Annotated in this window: 6 protein-coding genes; 1 reads left to right on the top strand and 5 read right to left on the bottom strand. The window is 65.2% G+C overall.

What is annotated here, in order from left to right; all coding sequences use genetic code 11:
• Window positions 1-109 precede the first annotated feature (109 nt).
• Entirely contained in the window at window positions 110-736 is a 627-nt protein-coding gene (locus AC0L3A_RS01030) for an alpha/beta hydrolase (protein WP_473253404.1), read from the bottom strand.
• Window positions 733-1,671: a ring-cleaving dioxygenase gene (locus AC0L3A_RS01025; protein WP_007593189.1), complete on the bottom strand. Its 939-nt coding sequence runs from the start codon at window positions 1,669-1,671 to the stop codon at window positions 733-735. The genes AC0L3A_RS01030 and AC0L3A_RS01025 overlap by 4 nt, the downstream gene beginning before the upstream one ends.
• Window positions 1,672-1,800: 129 nt before the next feature.
• Here AC0L3A_RS01025 and AC0L3A_RS01020 point away from each other — a divergent pair, with 129 nt between their 5' ends.
• Window positions 1,801-2,712: a LysR family transcriptional regulator gene (locus AC0L3A_RS01020; RefSeq protein ID WP_473253403.1), complete on the top strand. Its 912-nt coding sequence runs from the start codon at window positions 1,801-1,803 to the stop codon at window positions 2,710-2,712.
• Window positions 2,713-2,749: 37 nt separating this feature from the next.
• Here AC0L3A_RS01020 and AC0L3A_RS01015 read toward each other — a convergent pair whose 3' ends face one another.
• The 3 genes from AC0L3A_RS01015 to AC0L3A_RS01005 are packed head-to-tail and all read right to left on the bottom strand — an operon-like array spanning window position 2,750 to window position 6,801.
• Window positions 2,750-3,064 (bottom strand): barstar family protein, encoded by a 315-nt coding sequence (locus tag AC0L3A_RS01015; RefSeq protein WP_473253402.1) that lies wholly within the window; start codon window positions 3,062-3,064, stop codon window positions 2,750-2,752.
• Window positions 3,065-3,079: 15 nt separating this feature from the next.
• Window positions 3,080-5,773 carry a hybrid sensor histidine kinase/response regulator gene (locus AC0L3A_RS01010; protein ID WP_473253401.1) on the bottom strand — a complete coding sequence of 898 codons (2,694 nt, stop codon included), beginning with the start codon at window positions 5,771-5,773 and terminating at the stop codon, window positions 3,080-3,082.
• Window positions 5,770-6,801, bottom strand: a complete 1,032-nt coding sequence (locus tag AC0L3A_RS01005) for an ABC transporter substrate-binding protein (protein WP_473253400.1) — start codon at window positions 6,799-6,801, stop codon at window positions 5,770-5,772. Before AC0L3A_RS01005 ends, AC0L3A_RS01010 begins: the two co-directional genes overlap by 4 nt.
• Window positions 6,802-6,838 lie beyond the last annotated feature (37 nt).

Raw genomic sequence — 6,838 nt, 5'->3', positions numbered from 1 at the left:
AACATATTTTGGCGGGGGGGGGGGTGGGTTTTTTTGGTCGCCGGGGGGGGGGGTGCATCAATCAACCCGGCCCCCGCCCGCCCCCCCGGCCCCCCCCCCCTCTTCGGGATCAGGCGATTTCGACGGCGAATGTGCCGATCCAGTCGCGGGCGAGCGTCACATCCGCTTGCGACAATTGATGGCCGGCCGGCAACACCTTGTGTTCGACCCGCGCTCCGGCTTCCGACAACAGCGAGGCAAGCTTCGCCGAATTGTTCGCCGGAACGATCGGATCAGCCTGCCCTGACAGAAGCAGGACGGGCTTGCCGCCGAGCTCGGCCTTCGGCGGATCCGACAGCGGCACCATGGCGCGGAGCAGGATCGCGCCTGCCAGCACATCCGGCTCCAGCAGCAACAGCGCGGTTGCGATGTTGGCGCCGTTGGAGAAGCCGACCGCGATCGGCACGGCGATGCCGTAGCGCTGCCGCGCCTCGCTGACGAAATCGCCGAGTTCGTGCGCGCGGCGGCGCACGTCGTCCTCGTCGAACACGCCTTCGGCAAGACGGAGGAAGAAGCGCGGCATGCCGTGCTCCAGCACGCGGCCGCGCGGCGAGAGCAGGGCCGAGCCGGGCGAGATCATCTTGCCAAGCCCGAGCAGATCGTTCTCGTCGCCACCGGTGCCGTGCAGCAGCAGGAGCGGAGGGGAGCCCGCGCCGGTCGCGGGCTCGAAGCGATGGACGAATGAATTCTCGGTCACGACACCCTCTCTTCCAAATTGGGCAGAACACCCTCGATCTGCTTGCGCTGCGCTTCGAGGAAGCTCGGCAGCTTCAGGTCGCGTCCCAGCGTCGCGACGGGCTCGTCGACGGCGAAGCCGGGGATATCGGTCGCGATCTCGAACAGCACGCCGCCAGGCTCGCGGAAGTAGATGGAGCGGAAGTAGTTGCGGTCCCTCTGCTCGGTCGGATGCAGGCCGTGATTGCTCACGAGCCTTTGCGCCATCTTGCCCTGCTCGGCATCGTCGGCCGCGCGGAAGGCGATGTGATGCACGGAGCCGCCACCTTGGTGCCCGCGCAAAAAGCCCTTGGCCTCGTAGATGTCGACGACGCTGCCTTCGACGTCGCCCGGCGCCTTGAAGCGGATCACCGAGCCTTCGCGCGCCGTCTCCTTGAAGCCGAACACGTCGGTGAGGACGGCCGCCGTCTTTGCCGCGCTGTCGAGCAGCAAGGTCACGCCGTGGAAGCCGCGGATCGCATGCTCGGCGGGGACGTCGCCATTGCTCCAGCCGGGCTCGCTCTCGGCACCGGGAATGCCCACGAGCGCGAGTGCCATGCCATCGGGGTCCGTGAACGGCAGCACGGATTCGCCAAAGCGCTTCTCCAGCGCCTCGTAAGCGATGCCCTTCTCGACGAAGCGCTGCGTCCAATAGCCGAGCGAGCTTTGCGGCACGCGGAAGGCGGTCTGGTGCGTCTCGCCGACGCCGCGGCGCCCGGCCGGCACGCCGGCCCAGGGAAAGAAGGTCAGGATGGTGCCGGGGCGGCCGGTCTCGTCGCCATAATAGAAATGATAGGTGCCGGGATCGTCGAAATTGACCGTCTTCTTGACGAAGCGCAGGCCGAGATCACGGGTGTAAAAGCCGAAGTTCCTGATGGGGTCGCCCGCGATCGCGGTCACATGGTGCAGTCCAGACATCGTCGTCCTCCTGAATTCGGGGAGCGGTCTTGCTCCGACCGGAAATATCGTTCCGCTTTGGATTGGAGACAATCCATGCAAATATGACGTCAATGTCTACGATCTGGAAACAATCGCTGGCGCCAGCCGATGGATAAGGTCGCCAGCCTCCGGGCCTTCGTAAAGGTGGTCGAAAGCGGCAGTTTTGCCGAGGCGGGCCGGCAGTTACGGCTGTCGCGCTCGGCGATCAGCAAATACATCGCCGACCTCGAAGAAAGCCTCGGCGTGCAGCTCCTGAACCGGACCACGCGCCATGCGAGCCCGACCCAGAACGGCCAGCGCTATTTCGAGCGCGCGGTTGTGATTCTCTCGGAGATCGAGGCGGCCGACCAGGCCGTGACGCAAGCCCAGTCGGCGCCGCGCGGCCTGTTACGCGTCAACGCGCCGATGTCGTTCGGCACCCTGCGGCTCGGGCCGGTGCTTGCCGATTTCATGGCGCGGTATCCGGAGCTGCAGCTCCAGCTCGTGCTCAGCGACGATCTGCTCGATCCCGTCCAGGACGGTTTTGACGTGACCTTGCGCATCGCGGAATTGGAATCGTCGAGCTTGATCGCGCGAAAAATCATGCCGGTGGCGCGCATGATCTGCGCTTCACCCGATTATCTCGCGCGTCACGGCACCCCAAAACATCCGCAGGATCTGCGCGGGCACGCCTCGCTGACCTACGGCTTCCTGCTCACGGGCAATCAGTGGAAGCTCACCGGCATCGACGGCGATCACTGGATCCAGCCGGCCTGGTCGCTCTGCGTCAACAATGCCGAAGTGCTGCGCGATGTCGCGATCAAGGGCAGGGGGCTCGCGCTGCTCCCGGAGTTCATCGCCGCGGATGCTTTGCGAAAGGGCGAACTGCGAACGGTGCTGGACGAGTATTCCGCGCCGCCGCTCGCGCTCTATGCGGTCTATCCGCCGACCCGGCATCTGTCGGTGAAGGTGCGGCTGTTCATCGATTTCCTGGTGGAGCGGTTTGGCCGGGATGACGAAGCGGGTGTGCGAACCCGCTAACGGGGCGCAGGGCTATGAGCGCACGACCAGATTTTCCCTAGTTTTCGATCTCGAACCGAACCGCGACATCCTCGCCAACGCGCGCAAGCCTACGCGCTCGTGTCCTCGCAATCGCAGATGAAAAGTCGTGGACCATCTCCTTGACTTCGGGCACCAATTTGGCCGTGTTCACGACTTTGATTACATAGGGAGGTTTGAGGGCGTTCATCCCGCCTCCAAAAATCGAGTCTAGAAAAGCTCCCATAATGTCGCCATGCCATTCCGGCGCCCCTATCGCAATCTTAAGCGCCAGTCGAAAGTCCTGAACAGTTTTCCAGCTGCTGCCGTCGAGTTTTATTTCGTGCATCGTCATTACCGGGGGGATCGTCTAGTTGACCGTACGATCTTCGGCAGGCCAGAGCAATTCATCCAGCGTACTCATCGAAGCGTTTCGAATCGCGGCGAGCTCGCGTGCGGCGCTCTGGGATTCGGGCGAGGACATCGAGGCTGCTGCTTGCTCGACCTCGCTGCAGCGCTCGAACAGGCGGACCAGGCCGAGCGCGCCGGCGGCGCTGCCGAGCTGGTGCGTGGACCGCGCGAGCTGCTTGCGATCGCCGGCCGCGGCGGCTTCGATAATGTCCGTGATCAACTTCTCGCTGGTCTCCCGCAACAAATGATGGAGTTTTGCGATCTGTGCCGCGCCCAGCAGCTCCTTCTGGTCGGCGAGGAAATGCCGGTCGATCAATGCGCCTGCGGCGAGTTGCGCCGCGGCTGGCTGGTTCTGGGCATCGTCCTCGATCGCCTCGCGCAGCGCATTGATCAGGATCGGTTTGCTGACGATTCTGGCAATGCCTGCGTCTGCAAGCCGCTCGCGGGCGCGGCGCGACATGTCGGCGGTTACCGCGATGATGCGCGGCATGGTCGGCAGACCGAGCTTTCGGATTCGCGATGCCGCCTCGACGCCGTCCATGTCGGGCATGTGCAGATCCATCAGGATGATATCGAACGCGTGATCGCGGGCGAGTGCGATGGCCGACGCGCCGTTCGTGGCAATGGTGGCGTGGTGGCCGAGCCTCTTCAACATCGCTTCGCCGACCTCGCAATTGACGGGGTCGTCGTCGACCAGCAGCACGCGGAGCTGCCGCGATGGCGGCTGGTCCGCGCCTTGCGCGATGCCGCTCGCGGCGCAGCCAAGCGGGACCTCAAGCATGAACGAGCTGCCCGCACCCGGCGTGCTCGCTACCGTCAACTCGCCGCGCATCAGGCGGGTGAGGCGCCGCGCGATCGCCAGTCCGAGCCCGGTACCGCCGAACCGCCGCGCGATGCTGTCGTCGGCCTGGACGAAATCCTCGAAAATCCGCTCGTGCATGTCGGGCGCGATGCCAATGCCGGTATCGCGAACGGTGATGCGCAGCAGGACATGATCGTCATGTCCGTCGGCCGTTGCGCTCAAGCCGATGCCGCCGCGCGGGGTGAACTTGATCGCGTTGCCGATCAGATTGAGCAGAATGCGATTGAGCCGCACCGGATCGCCATGCACGGAGGTATTGACCGTCGCATCGCAGGCGAGATCGAAGGTCAGGCCCTTGCCGAAGGCCTGCGGACGCATCAGATCGGCGGCCGTTTCGATGAGCTGGTCGAGGCGGAAATCGCGGGTCTCCAGAGTCTCGGCGCTGGCCTCCAAGCGCGCATATTCGAGGATGCCGTCGACCAGCGCGATCAGCGTTTCGCCCGACGCGGCCGCGGTCGTGAGGTGGCGCCGCTGCGCTTCGCCGAGGCTGCCGTCGTCGAGCGTTTGCAGCACGCCCATGACGCCGTTCAGCGGCGTGCGCAGCTCGTGGCTGACGACCGCGAGAAAGCGCGATTTGGTCTCGTTGGCCGCGACCGCCGCGCTGCGCGCGCGCTCGGCGGCATCGTGCTCGGCAAGGGCCTGGTCGCGGGTCTTTTCCAGTTCGGAGGTGCGCTCGATCACCTTGCGCTCGAGCGTCGCATAGGATTCGCGCAAGTGAGCGGCCATCCGGTTGAACTGATCGCCCAGCGCCTCCAGCTCGTCACCAGTCTTGATCGCGAGCCGCAGGCCGAGGTCGCCACTGCCGATCCGCCGCGCGCCTTGCGTCAGGATCTGGATCGGCACGGTCATGCGCCGGCTTAGAAACAGAGAGACCAGCACCGCACATGCCAGCAGGATGACCAGGAGAAAAGTCGAGCGTCCGATCGACGCATAGATCGGCGCGTAGGCTTCGGTGAGCGGCAGCTCGACGAACACCAGCCAGCCCAGCGAGGGGACCGTCGCGTAGGTCGACAGCACGCGTTGACCGGACGGATCTTCCTTGACCAGGCCGCCGGCGGGCGGCCCGACGCCATCGAGCGCGGCGCGCACGTCGGCATGGCCGGAGAGATCGCTGCGACGCAATGCCGGCCACAAATCGGGATGCGCGATCAACAACCCCATCCGATCGACCACATAGGCCTTGCCGGTGTTGCCGACTCTGATCCCGGCGACGAGGTCCCAGATGAAGCGAAGATTGACCTCGGCGACAATCACATCCGGCGTGAGGCCCGTTCCGCGCGTGGCGAGCGTCATGAACGGCTCGGTGTCGCCGAGGAAGTAGACCGGCCCGTAATAGGCGCGGCTTTCATTGGCGCCGCGGAAGGCCTGCGAAGCGGAGAGGTCGGCCTTGCTGCCGATCCTGTCCGCGACACGGCGCGACACGCGCACCTGCTCGCGGCCTTGGGCGTCGAGCTCGGCGATTTCCGCAATCGCGGGCGAGAGGCGCAGGAGGCGGATGGCGTTCAGACGCTGGTCCTCGTTCGTGGACAGCTCCGGGGGCAGGCGCGAGAGCCATCTGATCTGGTTTTCGATCTGGCCAATGAACTGGCCGATCTGGATGGCGGCGCTTGCCGCCTGCTCGCGCTGGGTCGCCGCGAGTAGCTGTTTCTGCTCGCGATAGGAGAACCAGACGTCGAAGCCGGTGTTGATGGCGAGCGCAGCAAAAGCGAGTGCGACGATCGAGTAGAGATATTTGCGGAACAGCCGGCCGGGAGGTGGCCGCAAATCTCCCTGGTCGACCGTCTCGTTCACTCGCGGATCTCGTCGGCGCGCGCGAGCAGCGTGAATGGGATCGTCAAATCCAGCGTGCGGGCGACCTTGCGGTTGATCAGGAGCTCGTATTTCCGCGGCGACTGCACCGGCAGATCGCCGGCCTTGGTGCCGCGCAGGATGAGATCGACATAGTCAGCCGAGCGCACTTCGAGCGTCGGCCCGTAGCTCATCAGCCCGCCCGCATCCATGAAATAGTAGAACGGGTAAATCGTGGGCACGCGATATTTGGCCGCCGCGGCCACCGCAGCCTGCCGGTGGACCACCAGGAAGCTGTCGACCAGCGCAATCATCGCCGCCTTGGGCGCTTCGGAAAAGGGCCTGACGGCTTCGTCGATCTCCGATGGCGCGCTGACGGGGGCGGGGACCACGGACACGCCGGACAGTGCTGCCTCTTGCTCGATGGAATCGAGGAAGAAGCGGCCGCCGCGAGGCGTGGTCGCCGGGTTGTACAGGATCCCGACGCGCGCAAGATCCGGCACGGCCTCCCGGATGAGCTGAAGCCATTTGCCACCCATCTCGGCGCTGCTGTTGGTGAAGCCGGTCACGTTGCCGCCGGGGTGGGCGAGGCTTTCGACGAAGCCGTTGCCGACGGGATCGTTGGCGGTCGCGAACACGATCGGGATGGTTTTCGTGGCTTCCAGGACGGCCGCGGTTTCGACCGTCGAGCCGGTCAGGATCACATCCGGCTTGAGCGCCAGCAATTCCTGAACTGCGGTTTTCAGTCTATCCGGCGCGCCGAAGGTCGAACGGAGCTCAAGGCGGAAATTGACCCCTTCGACCCAGCCTCGCTGCCTCAAGCCCACGATGAGGCCACCCAAGCGGGAGGTCGGGCTGTCGATCATGCTCCTTCTGGTCAGTTCGTCGTCGAGCGGCAACGCCGTCAGCGATGCCACGACCCGCACGCGATCAGATGCTGCGCCGAGCGCCAGCCACCCCGCGGCGGTTGTGCCCGCAAGGCGAATGAACCCGCGGCGATCGACCGCGAGAGCGGAAGGCCGTTCGGTCATGGATGTCTTTGCATGATGGCTTGCCCCAACCCGATGC

The sequence above is a fragment of the Bradyrhizobium sp. MI1.3 genome (assembly GCF_055811695.1).
Note: the sequence above shows the minus strand (reverse complement) of the source record. Positions and strands in the feature narration are given on the sequence as shown.

Bases quoted from the DNA above. Each gene is read 5' to 3' on its own strand.
- AC0L3A_RS01005 (WP_473253400.1), bottom strand. From the start codon at position 6,801: ATGACCGAACGGCCTTCCGCTCTCGCGGTCGATCGCCGCGGGTTCATT.
- AC0L3A_RS01020 (WP_473253403.1), top strand. From the start codon at position 1,801: ATGGATAAGGTCGCCAGCCTCCGGGCCTTCGTAAAGGTGGTCGAAAGC.
- AC0L3A_RS01025 (WP_007593189.1), bottom strand. From the start codon at position 1,671: ATGTCTGGACTGCACCATGTGACCGCGATCGCGGGCGACCCCATCAGG.
- AC0L3A_RS01015 (WP_473253402.1), bottom strand. From the start codon at position 3,064: ATGACGATGCACGAAATAAAACTCGACGGCAGCAGCTGGAAAACTGTT.